Consider the following 21,221-nt stretch of genomic DNA (forward strand, 5'->3'; position numbering starts at 1 on the left):
CAGTACGTCGTCGGCCCCACCGAACAGCTCGTCGCTCAAATGCCGAACGAGCGCGGCCGGAGTGGGGTGGTCGAAGATGAGGGACGCGGGCAGCTTGAGTCCGGTCGCGACGGCCAGCCGGTTGCGGAACTCGAGCGCCGTGAGGGAGTCGAAGCCGAGCTCCTTGAAGGTCGAGCGCGGCCGCACGCCCTCCGGCCCGTCGGCCTTGAGCACTACGGCGGCCTCGCCCCTGACCAGGTCCGTCAAGGCGCTCTCCCGCTCCTCGGCGGGCAGCCCGGCGAGCCGGTCCGCGAGGGACGTGGGCGGCTCCGGCGCGGGCTCGACGCCGTTCGCGTGCAGGCCCGGCACCGGCGACGCGGCCTGCTGTGCCGTAGTGAGTTCGGCGACGAGGCGGCGGTCCCGCGTCATCGTGTACAGCGGCAGGAAGCGGGCCAGGTCGAAGTCGGCGACAGCGACGGTGGTGTCGCCCTGTCCCACCGCGCGGGCGAGCGCGCGGACCGCCCGCTCGGGCAGCATGAGGTGTACGCCGCGCTGCGTGAACAGGTCGGCGGCATCTCCCTCGGCCATGCCGCCGTCCCAGGCGCCCCAGGCGATGGACGTGGCCACCGCGCCGCGGGCGCGCCGCTCGGCGGCGAACGCGTCCAGGTAGGCGTTGGCGGCGGCGTATCCGGCCTTGCCCGCGTCGCCCCAGATGCCGGCTCCGGACGAGAACAGGACGAAGGCGTCCAGGTCCAGGTCCGCGGTGAGGGCGTCCAGGTTGCGGGCGCCTTCGACCTTTGCCCGCAGCACCCGGGCGAGTTCGGCGGTGGACAGGCCGCCGACCGGGATCTCCGGGTGGGTGACCCCGGCGGCGTGCACGACGGCGGTCAGCGGCCGTTCGTCATCGATCGTCGCGAGGACGGCGGCGACCTGGTCCGCGTCGGCGACGTCGCAGGCCGCGACCGTCACCCGCGCGCCGAGCGCGGTCAGTTCGGCGCTCAGCTCCGCCGTGCCCGGCGCGTCCGGGCCGAGGCGGCTGGTCAGGATCAGGTGGGCCGCTCCGTGCTGGGCGGCCCAGCGCGCCACATGGGCGCCCAGGACGCCGGTGCCGCCGGTGATCAGCACGGTGTCGCGCGGCCGCCACGGCTCGGCCTCCGGCGCGGGGGCCTTGACGAGTCTGCGGGCGAACACGGCGTTGTCGCGTACGGCCACCTCATGCTCGCCGGTGACCCCGGACAGAACCGTCGCAAGGCGCACGAGGCAGTCCTCGCCCGGTTCGTCCGGCAGGTCCACGAGGCCGCAGGCGCGGTCGGCCTCCTCCAGCCCGAGCACCACGCCCAGGCCCCACACCTGCGCCTGGAGGGGAGCGCGGACCGGGTCGTCGGGTGCGGTGCCGACCGCGCCCGAAGTGGCCAGCCACAGCGGGGCGTCCGGAGCACACTCGGCCAAGGCCCGCACCGCGGCGACGGTGTCGGCAAGGCCGGCGGTGACCACGGGCTCGTCGTCGCACGGCCGCTCGTCGAGGGCGGCCAGCGACAGGATGCCGTCGATCCGGTCCGGCAGCGCGGCGCCCTCGCGCGCCAGGTCGTCCACGCCGATGGCGTGGGGAATGGCGCCGTGACGGGCGAGGCCCGTCAGCACCGTCTCGACGAGGTCGTCCCGCAGCGGGCTCGTCGGGGTGAGCACCAGCCAGTCGCCGGTGAGCGTCGGCTCCCCGGTGCCCGGCACGGGGGTCCAGTCGACGCGGTACCGCCAGCTGTCGATGACGGCGGCCTCCTGGCGCGCGGCGGCCTGGGCGGGTGCTTCGAGCCAGTGGCGGCGGCGCCGGAACGGGTAGGTGGGCAGGTCGACCCCGGGCCGGGCGGACCCGCCGGGGAACGCCGGGCCGAAGTCGACGGGGGCGCCGCGCACCCACGCCTCGGCGAGCGAGAGGAGCAGGCGGTCGGGCCCGCCGTCGTTCCGGCGCAGCGAGCCCACGGCGCAGGCGTCGCCGTGCTCGGCGAGAGTCTCTTCGGTCGCGGCGAGCAGCACCGGGTGCGGGCTGCACTCGACGAAGAGTCCGTGGCCCTGCCCGGCGAGCGCGCGCACCGCTTCGGCGAAACGCACGGGGCGGCGCAGGTTCGTGCCCCAGTAGGCGGCGTCGAGCGCCGGGGAGTCGATCCAGTCGGCGGTGACGGTGGAGAAGAACGGCACCTGCGGCGTGCGGGGCCGGACGGGGGCGAGCAGCTCGCCCAGTTCGTCGAGGATCTCCTCGACGTGCGCGGAGTGCGAGGCGTAGTCGACGGGGATCGTCCGCAGGCGCAGACCGCGTTCCCGGCAGTCGCGGCTCACGTCCTCGAGGGCCGCGGGGTCTCCGGAGAGCACCACCATGCCTGGCCCGTTCACGGCGGCGACGGACAGTCGCCCTTCGAAGCGGGACACGAGGTCGTCGGCCTGTTCCTCGGGCACCGCGACGATGGCCATGGCACCACGTCCTGCCAGCGCGGTCAGCGCCTTGCTGCGCAGACACACCACCCGCGCCGCGTCCTGCAGCGACAGTGCTCCGGCGACGCAGGCGGCGGCGATCTCGCCCTGCGAGTGCCCGACCACGGCGGCTGGTTCTATCCCGTACGAGCGCCATACAGCGGCCAGCGCGACCATCACCGCGAACGACGCGGGCTGCACCACGTCCACCCTCTCGAGCGACGCGGCCCCCTCTGCGCCCCGCAGCACATCGGTCAACGACCAGTCGACGTACGCCGACAGCGCCTCCTCGCACTGAGCGACGGCCCGTGCGAACACCTCGGAGCTCTCCAGCAGACCGGCACCCATGCCGACCCACTGCGCACCCTGCCCAGGGAAGACGAACACGGTCCGCCCCAGCGGCCCCGCAACACCCGAAACCACATGCGCGCACGGCTCACCGGCCGCCAGCGCCCGCAGCCCCTCGTCGTGCCCGCCCACAACCACGGCCCGGTGCTCGAACCAGGTCCGTGCCGTCGCCAGCTCCCGTCCCACCGACGCCGGTTCGGCGCCACCGTCGGCCCACGCGCCCAACGCCGCGGCCTGGTCGCGCAGGACCTGCCCGTCGCGGGCCGACAGCAGCCACGGCACGACGGACGGACCGCCCGCGGCCGGTTGCGCCACGGGCTCCGGCAGCGGCTCCGCCTCCGGGGCCTGCTCCAGGATCACGTGCGCGTTCGTGCCGCTGATGCCGAACGCGGAGACACCGGCCCGGCGTGGCCGGTCCGTGTCCGGCCAGGGCCGGGACTCGGCGAGCAGGCGGACACCGCCCGACTCCCAGTCCACCCGCGAGGTGGGTTCGGTCACGTGCAGGGTGCTCGGCAGGGTGCCGTGCCGCAGCGCCTGCACCATCTTGATCACTCCGACGACGCCGGCCGCCGCCTGGGTGTGCCCCACGTTGGACTTGACCGAGCCGAGCCACAGCGGCCGCTCGGCCGGCCGGCCGTCGCCGTACGTCGCCATGAGCGCCTGCGCCTCTATCGGATCGCCGAGCCGGGTGCCGGTGCCGTGCGCCTCCACGGCGTCCACGTCGGCGGGGCCGAGGCCGGCCCGGCCCAGCGCCTGGCGGATCACCCGCTGCTGGGACAGGCCGTTGGGCGCGGTCAGACCGTTCGACGCGCCGTCCTGGTTGATCGCGCTGCCGCGTACCAGCGCCAGCACCCGGTGCCCGTTGCGGCGCGCCGCGGAGAGCCGCTCCACCAGGAGGACGCCGACGCCCTCGGCCATGCCGAAGCCGTCCGCGTCCTCGGCGAACGCGCGGCAGCGGCCGTCGGCTGACAGCGCGCGCAGCCGGCTGAAGCTGATCAGCGACGTGGGCGTGGAGGTCACCGACACCCCGGCGACCAGGGCGAGTTCGCACTCGCCCGAGGCCAGGGACTGGGCGGCGATGTGCAGGGCGACCAGGGAGCCGGAGCAGGCCGTGTCGATGCTGACGGCGGGCCCGGTGAAGCCGAAGTGGTAGGCGAGCCGCCCGGAGGCGACGCTCGGCGCGCCGCCGGTGACCTGGTAGCCCACCAGCTCGTCCGGCACGCTGTCCGGCCTGCCGTAGTCCGGTGGCATCACGCCCGCGAACACGCCGGTGTCGCTGCCCTTGAGGTCGTCCGGCAGCAGACCGGCGTTCTCGAACGCCGCCCAGGCGGTCTGCATCAGCAGCCGCTGCTGCGGGTCCATGGCCAGCGCCTCACGGGCGGAGATGCCGAAGAACTCGTGGTCGAACTCGGCGGCCGTGCCCAGGAATCCGCCGGCCCGCACGTAGCTGGTGCCGGGCCGGTCCGGGTCGGGGTCGTACAGCGCGTCGACGTCCCAGCCCCGGTCGGAGGGGAGCGGGCCGACAGCGTCGCCACCGGTCATGAGGAGCTGCCACAGTGCGTCCGGGCCGTCGACGTCGCCGGGCAGGCGGCACGCCATGCCGACGATGGCGAGCGGTTCGTCGGTAGCCGTGCGGACCGGCTCGGGTGCGGCGGGCGCCGCGGGCCTGCCGTGCGCCACCCGCAACAGGTGCTCGGCGAGCAGCGCCGGAGTGGGGTGGTCGAAGACGACCGTGAGAGGCAGCGCTGCCCCGGTGGCCCTGGCGAGCCGGCCGCGCAGTTCGACGGCGGTGAGCGACGACAGGCCCAGGTCCTTGAAGGTGCGGTCGGCGGCGATGTCCTGCGGCTCCGCCCAGCCGAGCAGATGCGCGGTGTGCTCCCGGACGAAGCCCAGGACCAGGTCGTGCTGCCGGTCCTCGGGGACGTCGGCGAGCCGGGCACGCAACTCGCCGACGGGCGCCGGGCTGCAGTCGGTCTCCTGGCGCGGAGCCGGGTCCGGGCGGTCGTCCTCCGCCCGGCCCGCCGGTATCTCGGCGGACGGCGTCCACCAGTACCGCTGCCGGTCGAACGGATAGGTGGGCAGCTCGACCCGACGCACCGCGCGGTCCCCGAACGTCTCGGCCCAGTTCACGGCCACACCGTGCACATACAACCGGGCCAGTGACTGGCGGAACGAGACGGGGTCGTGCGGGGCGCCGATGACGACGGCGTCGTCGGGAAGCGTGCCGGCCGGGGTCGGGTTGGGGCCGGCCTCGAGGAAGATCCGGTGGCCGGACGCGGACAGGTTCGCGAGGGTCTCCTCGAACCGTGCGGTGCCGTGCGGAAGCCGGCTCCAGTGTTCGCCGGCAGGCGCGGGCGGCCGCGCCGGCTCCGCCTCGGGTGCCCGGCCGCCCAGGGCCACGGTCCGTGCGCCGTCCCGCAGGCTCAGCGCGCCCTGGACGCAGGCCGCCGCGACCTCGCCCCACCCTGACCCGACCACCGCGTCGGGCCGTACGCCCTGGGACTGCCACAGCTCCGCGAGACAGATCATGACCGCCCAGGACGCGAGGGGCGCCACGTCGGCGCGGTCCGCGGACGGCGCGCCGTCGGCGCCCATGAGCGCATCGGCGACCGAGAAGTCCACGAACTCGGCCAGCGCCTGATCGCATTGGGCCAGCCGTTCCGCGAACACGGGCGAGACGTTCAGGAGTTGGGCCGTCCGGCCCGCCCAGGGTCCCCCGTGCTCCGGAAACACGAACACCACGCGGCTGTTGCTCCCCACCGTGCCGCGCACCAGACCGGCCGCCTCACGGCCCTCGGCGAGCGCCGCGAGTCCCCGGTCGAGGTCTGCCGCGTCGTCGGCGAACAGGACGGCACGTTCCGCGAACCGGGCCCGGCCGACGGCCAGCGTGTACGCCGTGTCGGCCGGGGCGGTGCGCTCCGCCGCGCGCAGCCTGCGGGCCTGTTCGCGCAGGGCGGCCGGGGTCCGCGCGGACAGCACGTACGGCAGGACACCGGGCCGGCCGTCGCCCTCGAATGCCACGGGCTCGGTCGGCTCGGCGAGGATGACGTGCGCGTTCGTACCGCTGACGCCGAATGCCGACACACCGGCCCTGCGCGTCCGGTCCCCCGCGGTCCACGGCACGGGCTCGGCCAGCAGCCTGACGCCGCCGGCCGACCAGTCGACGTAGGAGGACGGGGTGTCCGCGTGCAGGGTGCGCGGCAGCAGACCGTGCCGCATCGCGAGCACCATCTTCATCACACCGCCGAGGCCCGCGGCGGCCTGGGTGTGCCCGATGTTGGACTTCAACGAGCCGAGCCACAGCGGCCGTTCGGGCGTACGGCCCTGTCCGTAGACGTCGATGAGCGCGTGCGCCTCGATCGGGTCGCCGAGCACCGTGCCGGTGCCGTGCGCCTCGACGGCGTCCACGTCCTCCGGCCGCAGCCCCGCGGCCGCCAGCGCCTGCCGGATCACGCGCTGCTGGGCCGGGCCGTTCGGCGCGGTCAGCCCGTTCGACGTGCCGTTCTGGTTCACCGCCGTGCCCGCCACCACAGCGAGGACATGGTGCCCGTTGCGCCGAGCGTCGGACAGCCGCTCCAGGACGAGAGTGCCCACTCCCTCCGCCCATCCGGTGCCGTCGGCCGTGTCCGAGAAGGATTTGCACCGGCCGTCTGCGGCGAGCCCGTGCCCGCCGAACTCGACGAGGATTCCGGGCCCGGACATCACGGTCGCCGCCCCGGCCAGCGCCAGCGAGCACTCGCCGCCGCGCAGCGACTGCACGGCCAGATGCAGCGCCACCAAGGACCCCGAGCACGCCGTGTCCACCGTGATCGCGGGCCCCTCCAGGCCCAGCGTGTAGCTGATCCGCCCGGACGAGGTGGATCCGGTGGTGCCGGTCAGCGCGTGCCCCGCCAGACCGTCGGGCGCCTCGTGCAGCCGGGGCCCGTACTCCTGGGGCATCGCGCCGACGAAGACGCCGGTGCGGGTACCGCCGAGTTCGCCGGGATCGATCCCGGCCCGCTCCAGCGCCTCCCAGGACGTCTCGAGCAACAGGCGCTGCTGCGGGTCCATGGCCAGCGCCTCGCGCGCGTCGATGCCGAAGAAGTCCGCGTCGAAGTCGGCCGCGTCGCGAAGGAATCCGCCCGCGCGTGCCGCGGTGCCGCCAGGTGCGTCCGCGTCGGCCAGCCGGCGCAGGTCCCAGCCGCGGTCCGTGGGCAGCGGTGTGATGGCGTCCGTGCCCGAACGCACCAGCTCCCACAGCTCCTCCGGCGAACGGACCCCGCCGGGAAAACGGCAGCCCATACCGATGATTGCGATCGGTTCGTCGTACGCGGGCCGGTCGGCGGCCACGACGGTGTGCCCGCCGGCCTCCGTGCCGGTCACGGTGAGCAGGTGCCCGGCCAGCCGTTCCGGTGTGGGATGGTCGAACAGCAGGGTGCTCGGCAGGTCGACGTCCAGGTCGGTGCCGATCCGCTCGCGCAGCCGGACCAGGGACAGCGAGTCGAACCCGATGTCCTTGAACGGTGTCCGGGCCGGAATCGCCTCGGCGTCCTCGTATCCGAGCACCGCGGCCGCGCGGGCCCGGATCAGGTCGAGCAGGACGAGCCGCCGCTCGTCCGGCGAACGGGCCGCGGCAAGGCGTGCGGCCGCGGCGCTGGTCACGACCTCCTCGTCGGCGGTCGGCGCGGCCACGGTGTCGAACCAGTGGCGCCGCCGCTGGAAGGCGTAGGTGGGCAGGTCCACGGTGGCCGGGACGGGTCCCGGGAAGAGGGCCGCCCAGTCGACGTCGACGCCGTCCGTCCACAGACGGGCCAAAGCCGTGACGGCCGTTACGGGTTCGGACTGCTTGCGGTTCAGCGCCGCTACGGCGAGGGCGCCCTCGTGGGTCTCACCGATCGCCGCCACGAGACCGGCGTCCGGGCCCAGCTCGAGGAAGCGGGTGACGCCGAGGGACGTGAGGTGGGTGATCGCGTCGGCGAAGCGGACCGTGCCGCGCACTTGGTCCACCCAGTACGACGCGGTGAACTCGGTGACCGGCGCCCCCGTCAACGTGGAGACGATCGGGATACGCGGGCTTTCGTACGTCAACCCGTCTGCCGTCTCACCGAACCGGGCCAGCATCGGGTCCATCAGCACCGAGTGGAAGGCGTGGCTGACCTCGAGCCAGCGCCCCTGGCGGTCGGTGAGCCGAGCGGCCACCGCCTCGACCGCCTCGCGGGTACCGGACAGGACGACCTGCCCCGGGGCGTTCACCGCCGCCACCGACACACCCTCGACCAGCAGCGGGGTGACCTCGTCGGGAGTTGCCCGTACCGCCCACATCGCACCGCCGGCAGGCAGCGCCTGCATCAACCCGGCACGCGCCGACACCAGCCGGCACGCATCCGGCAGGGACAACACCCCGGCGACGTGCGCGGCGGCGAGTTCACCCACCGAGTGACCGACGAGGTAGTCGGGGTGGACACCCCACGACTCAAGGAGCCGGAACAAGGCCACCTCGACCGCGAACAACGCGGGCTGCGCCCACCCCGTGGACCTCAACGCCTCCGCATCGGTGAGCATCACCTCGCGCAACCCGTCGAAGTGCGCGCACACCTCGTCCAGGGCAGTTGCGAAGACCGGGAAGGCTGCCGCCAGCTCCCGGCCCATGCCCAGTCGCTGACCGCCCTGCCCGGAGAACACGAACCCGGTCATCCCGTCACCGGCCACTCCCGAGACGGTCTGCGGCAGCCACTCGCCGCGTGCCAGCGCCTCAAGACCGGCGTCCAGTTCGCCGGTGTCGCCGCCCACCACCACGGCACGGTGCTCGAACCAGGTCCGGGTCGTCGCCAGCGACCAGCCCACCTCGCGCGCGCCGGCTCCGCCCACCGCCGAGCGCAGCGCCGTGGCCTGCCCGCGCAGCGCGGCGGCGCCGCGGCCGGACAGCACCCAGGGCACCACCGCGGGCATCACCGGGGGCGTGGCCGGGGAGGCGGACGCCGGCGCCGGGGCCTGCGAGAGGACCAGGTGGCAGTTGGTGCCGCCCATTCCGAAGGAGCTGACCCCGGCGATCCGGGGGCGGTCGACGTCGGGCCACTCGGTGGGGTCGCCGACGACCCGCAAGTTCAGTTCGGCCAGCGGAATGTCGGGGTTGGGCTCCTCGAAGTTGAGGCTTGCGGGGATGTGGCCGTGCGACAGGGCCAGCACGGTCTTGAGCAGGCCGGCCGCTCCGGCCGCGGCCTCCAGGTGCCCCAGGTTCGTCTTGACCGAACCGACCAGCAGCGGGCGTGTCGTGTCGCGGGCGCTGCCGAGCACCGCGCCGAGGGCCGCCGCCTCGACCGGGTCGCCCACCGGGGTGCCCGTGCCGTGCAGTTCGACGTACTGCACGGACTCCGGCGCGACCCCGGCCGACGCGTACGCCTGTCGCAGCACCTCGGCCTGGGCATCACGGCTGGGGGTGGTCAACTGCTCCGCGGCGCCGTCGTTGTTGACGGCGCCGCCGTGGATCACGCCGTAGACGCGGTCGCCCGCGGCGATCGCGTCCGGGAGCAGCCGTAGGACGAGGGCGACCCCGCCCTCGCCCCGTACGAAGCCGTTGGCCCGGTGGTCGAACGTGTAGCAGAGGCCGTCCGGGGACAGGCCCCCGAACTCCTCGGCGAGGACACCGGTCCCGGCGGCGAGATTGAGGTTCACACCGCCCGCGAGGGCGAGGGTGCTCTCGCCGCGCCGCAGGCTCTCCATGGCGGTGTGCACGGCGACCAGCGACGACGCCTGGCCGGTGTCGATGACGAGGCTGGGCCCGCGCAGTCCGATGACGTGCGAGACCCGGTTGGCGATGACGCCGCGGCTGAGACCGGCCATCGCATGGTGATTGAGCGCGGCGCGCCCGGCGTCGCCGGCCAACAGGGCGTAGTCGTCGCGCATCGCGCCGATGAACACCCCTGTCGCGCTGCCGGACAGCTCGCCGGCGACGATCCGGGCGTCCTCGAACGCCTCCCAGGCGAGTTCGAGCATCAGCCGCTGCTGGGGGTCGAGTACGCCGGCCTCGCGGGGGGTGATCCCGAAGAAGCCGGCGTCGAACCGGTCGACTCCCTCGATGAACGCGCCCCAGCTCCCACCGGCCGGCTCCCGTCGGGCCGGAACGCGGCCGACCGTGCTCCGCCCCTCGGTCAACAACCGCCAGAACGCGTCCGGGTCGGCCGCGCCGGGCAGTCGGCACGAGACACCGACGATCGCCACCGGCTGATCGCCGGCACGGGAGGATTTCATGGGTCGCAAGGTGTCCATGTGGCGTGCTGCTCCCTGCTCTTCCGCGCTATGCCGCGCTATTCCGCGATCCTGGTGAACCCGGTCCGGCGGAGGGTCGTCGGCTGCCCGCCGACACCCTCGCGCGGGGCGTCGAACGGCTCGAAGTGCCGGTAGCCGCCGGAGTACTCGACCTTGATCCTCTGTCGCACCGCGGCCGCGGGAATGCGCACCGCGCGCAGGGAGTCCGAGAAGTGCGCCGGACCGCCGACCAGTTGCGCGTCCACCATGTGCTCGCCGGTCTCCCCGGTCTGTCCAGTCATGGGGTGTCCCTCCTGATCGCCTTGTGGAAGTTCGCCGCGCTGACCTCGTGGGCGCGCAGGCAGGCGATGATGCTGCGGGCCTGCACATTGAGGTAATGACGGTGCTGCAGCAGCCAGGTGATCTGGGGCAGGGTGATCCAGTAGTGGCCGGGCGGCTCCTCGACCGGGTGGTCGTCGCCGACCTCGACGATCTTGTAGCGGCTGCGGGAGTGGTAGAAGCGGCCGCCCTCCTCGGACAGTTCCGCGTCGAACAGCACGCGTTCGTCCGGACCCTGCCCGAAGTCGAGGAGCTGCTGATGCAGCGGCCCCGACAGATGGGCGTGGTTCTCCGGGGTGCCCTGCACGGTGGGGGCGAGTTCGATGGCGTCGATGTAGCCGGGCTCGATGCGGGCCCGCAGCAGCGCGTGCGGCACTCCGTCGATCCGCTTGACCAGTAGTCCGACCAGGCCGACGCCATGCGGTTCGATCAACGGCTGGGTCCAGCCGCCCACTTCACGGCTGTTGGCGACGATGTCGACGGCGTTGACACTGAAGAAGACGCCCCGCTCGTGCGAGATCGTCCACTCCGACTGCCGCCAGCCCGGCAGGTTCCCCAGCCCCACCAGGGTGGTCTCGACGTCGTGGACGGCCTGGTTGCTGGTGATCCAGTGGAGGATCTCGGTGTTCGAGTGCAGCCCCCGGTCCTCGGCACCGAATCCGGGCAGGCACGACAGCACGGTGCGAGCGTCCATGTTCACCCGGTGGTCGATACCCAGCTGCTCGTGCACCTGGCCGAGGGTGAGCCAGCAGAAGTCCTCACCGGCCTCGACCTCGGGCCCCACCTCGACGATCATGTTGCGGTTGCGCTTGCGGTAGAACCAGGCGCCGTGCTCGGACTGCAGCACGTCCGCGATCACCCGGCACGGATCGGCCCGCGCGAAGTGCTCGACGTAGGGCACCTGCCGGCCGCGGTGCACCCCGGTGTAGTTGCTCTTGGTGGCCTGCACCGTGGGCGACAACTGCACGCCGTTGGGGTTGCCCGGCTCCGCCTTCGCCTGCATCAGCAGGTGCAGCACGCCGTCGATCTCACGGACCGCGATGCCGAGCAGGCCGATCTCCGGCTGCACGATGATGGGTTGACTCCACCGGCGTACGGGACCGTCGTCGACCTCGGCCGTCAGGCCCGCCACGGAGAAGAACCGCCCGCTGTCGTGCACGAGGTTCCCGGAGCCCCCGGCGAAGGACCAGTTGCGCAGCTTCGCGAACGGGATCGGTGTGACCTCGTGCAGCTGGGCGGCGCTGCGCTCGGCGAACCACTTCTCGAACTGCGCGGACGTGATGGCCACGCCGTCGGTGATGCGCGCCGACTCCGCGAGCCGCGCGCGCACGTCCGGATCGTCCGCGCGCAGCACTTCGGGTCCAGTGCTCAAGAGCATGGAATCACTCCCAGATCGTGAGTCGGTGCGGCGTGTTCGCGTGTTGGCGAGCGCTTCCTGGTGGGGACGGCCGGCACGTCTCATGCCGCGCCCAGATGAACACGGCCGAACGGGCTCATCCCGGCGGGTCCGGGGGTTTCTAGGTGTTCACTCAGATCCCGCCGGAACGACCCGCCGGGCGGACGAGAAGCGATTCTCCTTGGGTTCCAGCGGTGGACGTCAGCGGTGCCCCGGCACTCCCGGATGTCGGCCGCGTTCGCGACCTGACGGAGGCCGAAGGGGCCAGCATGATCGACACCGATTTGTGGATTCGGCGATATTTCCCGAGTGCGGAGGCGAAGGTCCAGTTGGTCTGCCTGCCGCACGCGGGCGGCTCGGCCTCCTTCTACCGGCCGGTGGCGCAGGCGCTGCGCCCCCGGGTCGAGGTCCTGGCCGTGCAGTACCCGGGCCGTCAGGACAGGCGCCACGAGCCGCTGATCGACGATCTGGGCACCCTGGCGGACGAGGTGTGCGAGGCCGTCGCCGCCACGGTCGACCGCCCCTTCGCGTTCTTCGGGCACAGCATGGGCTCGACCCTGGCGTTCGAGGTCACCCGGCGCCTCGAAGCCCGGGGGACATACCCGCTGCGCCTGTTCGCCTCTGCCCGGCGGGCCCCGTCGGCGAACCGGGACGAGCGGGTGCACCTGCGCGACGACGAGGGGCTGATCTCGGACGTGCGCGCGCTCAGCGGCACGAGCCAGCAGGTCTTCGGCGACGAGGAGCTGATGCGGATGGTGCTGCCGGTCATCCGGGGCGACTACCGCGCCGCGGAGACGTACCGGCACACACCCGGCCCCCGGCTGCGCTGCCCGGTCACCGCGCTGACCGGCGACAGCGACCCCAAGGCGACGCTCGAGGAGGTCGCGGCCTGGCGCGGGCACACGGACGGCGGGTTCGACCTGAGGACGTACTCCGGCGGCCACTTCTATCTGCTCGACCACACCGCGGAGGTCCTGCGGCTGATCGACGAACAGCTCGCAGAGCCGGCCCTGCGATGACGGAGGAGTCATGACAACAAGACACGTCGCGGTCTTCATGTTCCCGGGCTACGGGCATGTGAACCCGACGCTCGAGATCAGCCGCTGCCTCATCGCGCTGGGCCACCGGGTCACCTACGTCCTGGACGAGAAGTTCGCCGCCCCCGTGACCGCCATCGGCGCCGAGGTGGTCCGCTACACGTCACAGCGCAGCCGGCTCGGCAAGGGGACCGTGACCGGTGAGGACATCGGTGCCCTGGGCCTGACGTTCCTGCGCGAGTCGATGGACGTGATCCTGCCGCGGACCCTGGAGGCGTTCGAGGACGACGTCCCCGACCTGGTCCTGTACGACCTCGAAAGCTTCTTCACCGCGCGTACGGCGGCCAGGCGGTGGGGCCGCCCCACCGTGCAGCTGTTCCCCTACGTCGCCGCCAACGAGCACTACGCACTCTCGCTCGAGGTCTTCGACGGGACGAGCGAGAGCCTGCAGAAGTGCCTGGACCTGATCATGGAACATCTCGCCGCCGAGGACACCGATCCGGAGACCGCGGCGACGTTCCTGGCCAACTTCGACTCCCGCAACGTGGTGCTGCTGCCGAAGTCGTTCCAACCGCTGGGCGAGACGTTCGACGACCGCTACACCTTCACCGGGCACAGCCTCCCGGCCGACCGGTCCGGCACCGGATCCTGGCAGCACCCTTCGGGGGGCGGCCCGGTGGCCCTGATCACGCTGGGCACCGAGGTGAACGATCGGCCCGACTTCTTCACGGACTGTGTCGAGGCGTTCGACGGGAGCGACTGGCACCTGGTCATGGCGGTCGGGCCGGGAAACCTGCCGGCCTGCCGGGCCGCCGCCCAGGGCGCGACAGGCGTCGAGATGCACGAATGGCTGGCGTTCAACACCGTGCTGCCGCACACGTCGGCCGTGGTGTGCCATGCCGGCATCAGCACGATGCTCGAGGCGATCTCGTTCGGCAAACCGCTGGTGGTCATCACCTACACGCCCGAGGACCGAGTCAACGGCCGGCGCACCACGGAACTCGGCCTGGGCGTCGCATTGTCCGGCCACGAAGTGACTCCCGAGCGGCTGCGTGAAGCGGTCGAGACCGTCGCGCACTCCGACCGCATCCGCCGGCAAGTCGCCCGGATGCGCACGGAGCTGCTGGCGGCGGGTGGCCCGGCCCGAGCCGCCCGGCTCCTCGACGGCTGGCTCGGCGAGCCGGTCCCGGCGGCCCGGCCCACCGTCGTAGCAGCCGAATTCCAAGAGGCGGATGCCTGATGACGTACGCAATCGAAACCGAGGGACCGGTCAACCGTCTCACGTGGTGACCTTGGCGAGTTTCACCATTCCTGCTGATTTCAGGGGCGGTCTTTCGAGCCCAGCGGGAATGGTGAACTGCCTCCGGAGTACTTGAATAGCCGAAGGCATGCACCGGATTTTGCCCAACGCGCCTTCTGTGCAGAGTAGTTGTTCCACTAGAGGTGGAATGTCAGCACCCCGCGGGGCCTGATCCGGTCGCCTAGAATCTCCCAGCCATCAATAATCCAGACCGAACAGTGGAGCAGCCGTGACGGAGCTTGTTGAACTGGGTGGCGATCTGAAGGTCTACACACAGAGCACGATCGAAGCGGAGTACATGTACGACGAGATCTTCCGCCAGGGCTGCTACGACGGCCTGGAACTCGGTGACGCGCCTACGGTGTTCGACGCCGGCGGCAACATCGGAATGTTCGCGCTGTACATCAAGAGCAAATACCCGGACGCAGAAGTGAACTCGTTCGAGCCGATGCCGAACAACATCGAGCTCTTCCGCAAGAACGTCGAACTGCACGGTCTCAGCAAGGTGACGCTGCACGAGACCGCCCTCGGCAGCACCCCGGAGTCGGGCGTCGAGTTCTCCTTCTTCCCGCTGCTCCCCGCGAACTCGACCCGCTATCCGGAGATCAAGGAAGGGCCGAAGGCCCAGATGGCCGAGCAGCACCAGGACCTGGCCGAGGAGTTCTACACCGCCGAGCAGGTGACCGTCGACGTCGAGCGGCTCGCGGCCTTCCTTCCCCAGGACCGGGACATCGATCTCCTCAAGGTGGACGTGGAGGGCGCCGAGGCCGATGTGCTGCTCGGCATCGACGCGTCCCAGTGGCCGCGCATCCGCCGGGTGATCGCCGAAGTCTGCGACCTCGACGGCCAGTTGGACCGGGTCTGCGAGATCCTGCGCGGCAACGGCTTCGACGTCACCCCGGAGCGAGCGCCGCTCACCGAGGCGGCGGACCAGTACTACATGGTCCGGGCCGTACGCGCCTGAGACAAAGGGCTGAGGTTTTCTCAGTGAAATGATGCCGGGGCCGCTCGGGAGCGTGCTGCACGTGGTGTGGCTCGGGGCGCGGTCGGTGGACGGCCCGAATGCGGACAGACGTGAAGCCCCTGGTAGGACTGGTCTCACCACAAGATCGTCCGTTGAACCGGGGGCTTCGTGTTGGTCACCTGTGTTGCCGTGTTCGATGTCCCTCGCCATGTGGTGGAGTACCTCGCCCGGCTGCCGGCCGCTCACCGGCGTCGACTCGGCGCCCCGAAGGGCTCTCGGGCGCTGGGCACCTTCCGCCAGGCGGTGCTGGTGCCGCGCTGGTTTTGAGAGCCGGGTCGCGTGCACTGTCTGGCCCGGGATGCCGGAATCTCGCAGGCCACCGGCCACCGCTACCTGCAGCCGGATATCGTCGCCGCTCACGCGCACTGCCTGCCTGCTCCGTACGCGGCGGCCGCGCAAGGGCTGCCCACGCCGGCGCCGGCTACCAGGGTGCCGGAATCGGCGTCCACCACCCGGTCAAGAAGCCACACGGCACCTCCCACCAACACCTCCACCCCGACAACCGGACCTGCCAACGCGCTGCCGCGAGGAGATGCGCAAGCAGGGCACGGAACTCGCCCTGGTGGTGGACCGCAGGCGGTTGCCGCCGTCTGCGAGCACGGCATCCGGCTGCGACGCGCCTGACGCACGTCACCCCTCGGAGAACGGCGTCGCCCGGCCGCACTGCTGCGGCCGGGCGACGCCGTTCTCCGAGGGGCCGGGTCTCAACTCCCCATCGGCCAGTCGATCTCGGGCGACGGGTAGTAGTCCACCCGCGCCTCACGCAGCCGCGGTCCCTGCGCCGCGAGACGCGGCTCGAAGCTCTTCCAGTCGTGCGAGGACGCCTTCGCCCAGCCGATCTCCGCGATCGACAGCAGACGCGGGAAGGCGAGGCTCTCCAGCTGGTGGATGCCGAACACGGTCTCGGTGAACAACGGCGCATCGACCCCGCCGACGGCCGACGCCGGCAGTCCCTCGAGCTGGTTCTCCGGATCCCATTCGTAGGAGCGCTGCACCGAGGTGGGACCGGCCCACGTCTGGCCCAGCGGGTACTCGGGGTAGGAGTCCGTGTACTTCTGGTCGAGGTAGGCGGTCATCGCCGGCGCCATGATGACCTTGCCGCCCGCCTTGGCGGAGGCGATGATCTGGTCCTCGTTGATCCCGGGGACCCAGAACTCGGTCATCGACGACTCCGCAGGCAGCGAACCGGCCGCCTCCATCCAGCCCAGCGGCTTCTTGCCGTGCTTCTCGAGCAGCTTGGCGACCTTGGAGAAGTATGTGTCCAGCTGTTCCTTGGTCCGCCCGCTGGTCTCGTCGCCGCCGACGGCGAAGTACGGGCCGGGGCTGAGGGCCGCGACCTCACCTATGACGTCGTCCAGGAACTCGTAGGTGGTCGGATTGTCCAGGCACAGCACGCCCTCGTCGCTCTTGGGGTAGCCGACGTAGGGCTCGATGGCCTCGCCGTCACAGGTCAGCTTGGCGTACGAGGCCAGGGCCGCGTGTGTGTGATCGGGGCCGTCGATCTCGGGGATCACCGTGACGCCGCGCGCCTGCGCGTACTGCACGATGCCCTTGTAGTCCTCCTGGGTGTAGAAGCCCCCGCCCTGGTCGCCTGCCCCGCTCTGACCACCGACCTCGGTCAGCTCCGGCCAGGACTTGATCTCGATACGCCAGCCCTGGTCGTCGGTCAGGTGCAGGCGCAGGTAGTTGACCTTGTAGCGGGCGATGGTGTCGATGTACTTCTCGACGTCGACCTTCGGCAGGAAATGCCGGCCCACATCGAGCATCGCGCCCCGGTAGGCGTAGCGCGGCGCGTCGTCGATGGTGCCGCCCTGGACGCGCCACGGGCCGGGCATCTGCTGCTTCCGCTCCACCTTCACCGGCAGCAACTGGCGCAGCGTCGCCACGCCGTTGAAGAGGCCCGCACGGTCGTCGGCCTCGATGGTGACGGCGTCGTCGTCGATGTCGAGCCGGTACCCCTCCTTCTTGGTCACCGCGTTGTTCCCACCGAGCGACAGCACGATGCCGGCCGGTTTCGCTCCGGCGGGCAGCTCGCGCACCTCCAGCGGATAGCCGGTGGGGATCCGCAGCAGGCCGGCGAGGAAATTCGCGGCGTCCTTCGCGTCGGCCGAACTCCCGGTCGCGTAGATCGCGTCGGTCGACTCCAGATCGAAGGCGACGCCCCTGGCGGTCCGGACGCCGACCGGCTGTGGCACCACCGCGGCGAGAGGCACGACCCCCCTCACGTCGGACACCGTCGGGCTGCCTGCAGAGACCGCCGCGGTGGACAGCGTCACCGTCATCGCCATCGCGACCCCGGTGACGGTCAGTCTCATGCCTCGGCTGCGCCAGGGGCTCGATGCACTTGCACTCACTCTCATCTGTAACCGCGTTTCCTGTCGAAGTTGGCTTAGACGTCCCGATTCCCAACAGGGCTCAAGCTTTGGTCAACAGGGGCTAGCGGAACCCCTAGTCTTCACGGTTCAGCGGGAGCCCTAGTCTTCCCGTCGCGCACCGCCGCCGTCCGCAGCATCAAGTCCGGCATGAGAAAGGTCTGCCGGCCCCGCGAACACAACAGCCCCGGGCAGCGCAGCTCCATGCCGGCGGAACCACCGCTGAGAGAAACCCTAGAGATCCGATCCAGCCCGGCCCATCGCGACCGGTTCCCCCTACCGTGAGCCATCGCAAAGGTCCGCCTCCGGACCGAGAGACGCGCATCGGCGTAAGGATGAAGACGCATGTCGAATACAGCGACCGCCTCCCCCACCCGGCAGCAAGCCCGCGGACGGATCGTCTACCCCCTGGCCGCCACCGCGGCGGCCGTCATCGTCTGGCTCATAACGCACTCCGCTCTCGACATCGATCTCAAGGCGAAGGCCGCGGGTGGAGACATCCAGGAGATCGGGCTGCCGATGGTCATCGTCGTGACGCTTCTGGTGGGCTTCGCCGCCTGGGGCGTGGTGGCGGTGCTCGACCGCAAGTCGTCGTCCGCCCGCACCCTGTGGACCGTGATCGCGTCGGCCGTGTTCGTGGTGTCCCTCCTCGGCCCGGCCGGCAGCGGCCAGGGCGGCTCGGCCAAGGTCGCACTGCTGTGCATGCACCTCGTCGTGGCCCTGGTACTCATTCCCGGATTCGCCCGCACCGCGCGGAAGGACTGACGCATGGCGAAGACCGCGCTGAGCGTGCACAAGCAGGGTGACACCTACGTCGTCGACGGCCTCGGGTCCCCCTCCGGCGCACTGAAGTTCGGCCGCGGCATGCGCACCGGCACGGTCACCATGGGTGGCCGTGCCCTGCCGATCGCGGCCACCGGACGGCTGCGGACCCGAGTCACCGCCGGCGAGGACGCGATCCTGTGCCATCGCCGCGGCGACGCGTACCGCACGATGACCATGGCAGGCATCCTCAGCCCGCACATGCACTGATCGGCAGCGAACGGCACGCGCGGACGGGGACCCTTCCCCGGTCCTCGCCCGGGGGCACAGGTCCCCCGGCCCGCACACTTCCGGAATGAGACCCCCGCACACCACACAAGTCCTGGTCGTCACCGCGGAACGGGACGCGATGGCGAGCGCCTTCTGTGCCGACGCCGGCCCGCCCACACCGGTCCAGCTCACCGCGCACACCCTGCACCGGGGTTCCCACGGGCGGCATCGGCGTCCTTTGTCCATCTCCGACATCGCTGGTCAGCCCCGCGGCAACACAGCCACGCGGTGCCATGTCGCATCTGCACCGAGGATCGCCACCCGGGCATCGGCCATCACGTTCGAAGAGGAATCATCCGATCGGCCCGGTACGACTCCGCGGCGAGGAAGGCCAGGTCCAACGAGGCCGAGACATCCGCCGTCAGGTCGGCGGTGAAGCCGCCTGGGTGGGTGCCCAGAGCCTGGTGTACCTCGAAGAAGGCGGTCACCTCGTCGGGGATGCCACCGAAACGGCGGAGCCCAGGGCCCTCCGAGACAGGGGTGCAGATCCAACCCACCTGACGGTCCTCGGCCATGACCTTCTCGATGAGCTCGGGAAGTTCGTCGCGCAGTGGCGCAGCCCCCATCCGCACCAGGAAGGTCAGCCGCCCGGGCTCCCGGGCCGGATCGAGCTGGTCGAGCAGACCCAGCAGGTAGTCGGGCTGCGTCCCGGGGCCGATCTCGACACCGATGGGATTGCGGATCGCCGTGAAGTGGTCGATGTATTCGCTGTACACCCCACCGTGCTCCCGGGAGCGTGCGCCGATCCGCACGAAATGCCCGGCGGTGTTGTACCGGTTCCCGGTCTGTGAATCGACATGGGTGAGTGCAGACTCGTACACGAGCGGCAGCGCCTCGTGACAAACGAAGTACTCCGCGGCAGCCGGCCGCGCAGACGTCGGACGGCACGCCCGCATGAAAGAGAGCGCCCGGCCCATCTCGTCAGCCAGTGCCGTATACCGGTCCCGCGCAGGCGAGCGGGAAACGAAGTCCCGGTTCCACTCGTGGATTTGACCGAGATCGGCGTAACCGCCGCTGACGAGTGCCCGCACGAGGTTCAGTGCGGCCGCCGAGGATTCGTATCCGCGCAAGATGCCGGTCGGTTCCTGATCCGGCAGCGCAAGTCGGACGATCTTGACCACCGGGACGGAGGCGGCGTACGACAGGACCGCCGCCATCTGCAGGAGGGTACGGAGCCGGCCCATGATCGCATCCGCGCTCAGGCTGCCGAGGCTTTGCGTGTGCTCCGAACTCTGGAGGACCAGGCCCTCTCCGCCGGCGACCTGCGCCAGTCGCTCTGTGAGCAGGTCGCATTCCCTTGCGAACACAAGAGGCGGGGAAGAGCGCAGCCGTGCGACGACCTCATTCGACTGCTCGCAGCCGGGCCGAAAGGCCTCTTCCCATGCCATCGGGGTACGCCAGGTCTTGAAGTCGGTCATAATCCACCACCCTGCATTACAGGACTTGGGATATACCTCGCCTGTCGGTTGCCGTTCTGCTTCCTCGGCGATCCGAGCCTAATTCAGTCGCCGCACCGCCAGGTTCGGCGTCGGCAGTCCCTATAAGAAGTCGCAGATTTCCCTGACACTGCATACCGGGCCGCCATGCGGGTCCACGGAGGCAGGCCGCCGACGCGCTCAAGGGTTGCGCGGGAAGCATTCGTTCATGGTCCACGCCAAGGTCACCACGCCCTCCGGGACGAACCGGACATCGCACGAGTCAAACACGACCAGGACTGCACTGAGATCCTGCCCCGAGCTCCTAGGCTGCTGAGCGCTCGCCGATACACACAAATCGGGGAAGGTGTGGCGGACATGTTCCATGCAGAAACCAGCACGAGGAGCGATTTTCCGCAGACGGTCGAGGAAATGTCTGTCACTGCGCGAAGACCCTCTCGTCCCGTCGATGAATTGCGCGACGCCGAATCATCCCTGTTCACTGCGGAGATCCGGAGCGATGAATACAGCGCTGTGGTCCTTTCGCTGTTCGAACGCTCGGGAATCGGCCTCGCGATCCTTGATCCGACACTGCGGATACGGTCCGTCAACAGCGCCTTCAGCACCCAGTGCGGCCGCTATCCCGACGATCTCTGTGAACGCAGTTTCGCCGAGTTCCTTCACCCGAGCGTGCGGCAGTACGTGCTGCGCCAGTTCGGCCGGCTCGTCCAGGAACACCACGCCCCGGTCATCAGCCGGCCCATCGCCATGTGGTTCCACGACACCGCGGTCTCCGGCAAGCTCGCCGCCTTCCCGGTGAAGGACGACAGCGGCAGAGTCAAGATGATCATGGCGCAGTTCACGCCGGAGGAGACGGCCGACGACCGCCAGGAACTCGTCGGGTCGCAGCGGAAGCTGACAGCCCTCACCGCGAAGGTCCTGGAGGGTGTGGCAGCGGGGGACCCGACCGTGCGCCTCGCGGCCAAACTGTTCCTCAGCCGCCAGGGCGTCGAATACCACGTGAGCATCCTGCTGCGGCAGTTCAAGGTGCCCAACCGCACCGCGCTCGCGGCGAAGGCCTACTCGATGGGCATGTTCAGCATCGGCTGCTGGCCGCCCAGGGTCCTCCCCGAGTACATCCGCCCCGACCGCCAGGGAGCCGACCGCACGCGGGGCCCGCGGCCGGACAGCGGCGACTGATCCGGCGCCCGGCCAGGTGGCCGCCCGCGCCC

The 21,221-nt window shown here is 71.1% G+C and carries 11 protein-coding genes and 1 pseudogene; 7 read left to right on the forward strand and 5 right to left on the reverse strand.

All coding sequences use genetic code 11. The features are described 5' to 3' along the window. Nucleotides 1-47 precede the first annotated feature (47 nt). The 3 genes and pseudogenes from OG878_RS40920 to OG878_RS40930 form a co-directional block, all read right to left on the reverse strand. Nucleotides 48-10,017, reverse strand: a pseudogene (locus tag OG878_RS40920) (SDR family NAD(P)-dependent oxidoreductase); the annotation flags it as partial. 56 nt (nucleotides 10,018-10,073) lie between these two features. Continuing rightward, a complete protein-coding gene (locus OG878_RS40925; RefSeq protein WP_328891779.1) occupies nucleotides 10,074-10,316 on the reverse strand; it encodes a DUF5988 family protein in 243 nt (80 codons plus the stop codon). Beyond that, a complete protein-coding gene (locus tag OG878_RS40930) occupies nucleotides 10,313-11,731 on the reverse strand; it encodes an NDP-hexose 2,3-dehydratase family protein (protein WP_328891780.1) in 1,419 nt (472 codons plus the stop codon). Before OG878_RS40930 ends, OG878_RS40925 begins: the two co-directional genes overlap by 4 nt. 287 nt (nucleotides 11,732-12,018) lie before the next feature. Here OG878_RS40930 and OG878_RS40935 point away from each other — a divergent pair, with 287 nt between their 5' ends. The 4 genes from OG878_RS40935 (at nucleotide 12,019) to OG878_RS42575 (ending at nucleotide 15,377) form a co-directional block, all read left to right on the forward strand. Continuing rightward, the gene (locus OG878_RS40935; protein ID WP_328891781.1) at nucleotides 12,019-12,768 is read left to right on the forward strand and encodes a thioesterase II family protein; all 750 of its coding nucleotides are present in this window, start codon (nucleotides 12,019-12,021) and stop codon (nucleotides 12,766-12,768) included. Between the two features lie 10 nt (nucleotides 12,769-12,778). Then, on the forward strand, nucleotides 12,779-14,026 hold the full coding sequence (locus tag OG878_RS40940) for a macrolide family glycosyltransferase (RefSeq protein WP_328891782.1): 1,248 nt from the start codon (nucleotides 12,779-12,781) through the stop codon (nucleotides 14,024-14,026). 289 nt (nucleotides 14,027-14,315) lie between these two features. Further along, nucleotides 14,316-15,050 (forward strand): FkbM family methyltransferase, encoded by a 735-nt coding sequence (locus tag OG878_RS40945; protein WP_328891783.1) that lies wholly within the window; start codon nucleotides 14,316-14,318, stop codon nucleotides 15,048-15,050. Between the two features lie 189 nt (nucleotides 15,051-15,239). Continuing rightward, a complete protein-coding gene (locus OG878_RS42575) occupies nucleotides 15,240-15,377 on the forward strand; it encodes a hypothetical protein (RefSeq protein ID WP_443049309.1) in 138 nt (45 codons plus the stop codon). A 437-nt stretch (nucleotides 15,378-15,814) separates the two neighbouring features. Here OG878_RS42575 and OG878_RS40955 read toward each other — a convergent pair whose 3' ends face one another. Continuing rightward, nucleotides 15,815-17,425 (reverse strand): beta-N-acetylhexosaminidase, encoded by a 1,611-nt coding sequence (locus OG878_RS40955; protein ID WP_328891784.1) that lies wholly within the window; start codon nucleotides 17,423-17,425, stop codon nucleotides 15,815-15,817. 402 nt (nucleotides 17,426-17,827) lie between these two features. Here OG878_RS40955 and OG878_RS40960 point away from each other — a divergent pair, with 402 nt between their 5' ends. Both OG878_RS40960 and OG878_RS40965 read left to right on the forward strand, forming a co-directional pair. Beyond that, nucleotides 17,828-18,247, forward strand: coding sequence for a DUF6069 family protein (locus OG878_RS40960; protein WP_328891785.1), 420 nt, complete (start codon nucleotides 17,828-17,830; stop codon nucleotides 18,245-18,247). 3 nt (nucleotides 18,248-18,250) lie between these two features. Then, entirely contained in the window at nucleotides 18,251-18,514 is a 264-nt protein-coding gene (locus OG878_RS40965) for a hypothetical protein (RefSeq protein WP_328891786.1), read from the forward strand. 335 nt (nucleotides 18,515-18,849) lie between these two features. On the opposite strand, the gene OG878_RS40970 is transcribed toward OG878_RS40965, so the two are convergent. After that, nucleotides 18,850-19,992: a 3-deoxy-7-phosphoheptulonate synthase gene (locus OG878_RS40970; RefSeq protein WP_328891787.1), complete on the reverse strand. Its 1,143-nt coding sequence runs from the start codon at nucleotides 19,990-19,992 to the stop codon at nucleotides 18,850-18,852. 429 nt (nucleotides 19,993-20,421) lie between these two features. Between OG878_RS40970 and OG878_RS40975 the strand changes: the two genes are divergently transcribed. Next, nucleotides 20,422-21,189, forward strand: a complete 768-nt coding sequence (locus OG878_RS40975) for a helix-turn-helix transcriptional regulator (protein ID WP_328891788.1) — start codon at nucleotides 20,422-20,424, stop codon at nucleotides 21,187-21,189. The last annotated feature ends 32 nt before the right edge of the window (nucleotides 21,190-21,221 follow it).

It is taken from the genome of Streptomyces sp. NBC_00316 (assembly GCF_036158715.1).
Taxonomy (GTDB): Bacteria; Actinomycetota; Actinomycetes; order Streptomycetales; family Streptomycetaceae; genus Streptomyces.

Coding starts and splice junctions, on each gene's coding strand:
- OG878_RS40925 (WP_328891779.1), bottom strand. CDS start 10,316: ATGACTGGACAGACCGGGGAGACCGGCGAGCACATGGTGGACGCGCAA.
- OG878_RS40930 (WP_328891780.1), bottom strand. CDS start 11,731: ATGCTCTTGAGCACTGGACCCGAAGTGCTGCGCGCGGACGATCCGGAC.
- OG878_RS40935 (WP_328891781.1), top strand. CDS start 12,019: ATGATCGACACCGATTTGTGGATTCGGCGATATTTCCCGAGTGCGGAG.
- OG878_RS40940 (WP_328891782.1), top strand. CDS start 12,779: ATGACAACAAGACACGTCGCGGTCTTCATGTTCCCGGGCTACGGGCAT.
- OG878_RS40955 (WP_328891784.1), bottom strand. CDS start 17,425: ATGAGACTGACCGTCACCGGGGTCGCGATGGCGATGACGGTGACGCTG.
- OG878_RS40960 (WP_328891785.1), top strand. CDS start 17,828: ATGTCGAATACAGCGACCGCCTCCCCCACCCGGCAGCAAGCCCGCGGA.
- OG878_RS40965 (WP_328891786.1), top strand. CDS start 18,251: ATGGCGAAGACCGCGCTGAGCGTGCACAAGCAGGGTGACACCTACGTC.
- OG878_RS40970 (WP_328891787.1), bottom strand. CDS start 19,992: ATGACCGACTTCAAGACCTGGCGTACCCCGATGGCATGGGAAGAGGCC.
- OG878_RS40975 (WP_328891788.1), top strand. CDS start 20,422: ATGTCTGTCACTGCGCGAAGACCCTCTCGTCCCGTCGATGAATTGCGC.